This is a genomic window from Nocardioides marmoriginsengisoli (genome assembly GCF_003725695.1).
Lineage (GTDB): Bacteria > Actinomycetota > Actinomycetes > Propionibacteriales > Nocardioidaceae > Marmoricola > Marmoricola marmoriginsengisoli.
This window is the reverse complement of sequence record NZ_RJSE01000013.1, coordinates 1-805: the sequence shown is the minus strand read 5'-3', so window position 1 is coordinate 805 and position 805 is coordinate 1. Positions and strand designations below refer to the sequence as shown.

Here is an 805-nt window from a genome sequence, read left to right as displayed (position 1 = left end):
CCTCCAGCCCCAGATCATCACTATGACCCATCGCGGTCTGCGGCTTGGCCCGGAAGTTCTGAATGATCACTTCTTGAACATGACCATAAGTCCGCGCGACCCGCCGCAACGCGAACATGCTCTCGGCCCGCTCGACCAGGTCCTCCCCGATCCCGATCAACAACCCCGTCGTGAACGGGATCCCCAACCGGCCCGCGTCCTCCAACACCCGCAACCGGACCGCCGGGTCCTTGTCCGGTGACCCGTAATGCGCCTCACCCCGAGTCTCGAACAACCGCCGCGAGGTCGTCTCCAACATCATCCCCATCGAAGGAGCCACCGGCTTGAGACGATTCATCTCCTCCCACGACATCACCCCCGGATTCAGATGCGGTAACAACCCGGTCTCCTCCAACACCCGGATCGCCATCGCCCGCACATAAGCCAACGTGGAGTCATAGCCCTGCTCATCCAACCAAGCCCGCGCCTGAGGCCACCGATCCTCAGGACGGTCCCCCAACGTGAACAACGCCTCCGTGCACCCCAACACCGCACCAGCCCGAGCGATCTCCACAATCTCATCAGGAGACAAGAACATCGCGTGCCCAGCACGAGCCAACTGCCCCGGAGACTCCACAAACGTGCAGTAATGACACCGATCACGACACAACTTCGTCACCGGAATGAACACCTTCGGCGAAAACGTCACCACCCCAGGACGCCCCACACCCTCCAACCCCACATCACGCACCCGAGCCGCCACCACCATCAACCGCTCAAGATCCCCACCACGCGCCGACAACAACGCCACCACCTCATCGAGGTC

The 805-nt window shown here is 62.2% G+C and carries 1 protein-coding gene; it reads right to left on the bottom strand.

Annotated elements, in window-relative coordinates; all coding sequences use genetic code 11:
• A partial coding sequence (gene cofG / locus EFK50_RS21305; RefSeq protein WP_123229630.1) for a 7,8-didemethyl-8-hydroxy-5-deazariboflavin synthase CofG occupies positions 1–805 on the bottom strand: 805 nt, incomplete at both ends.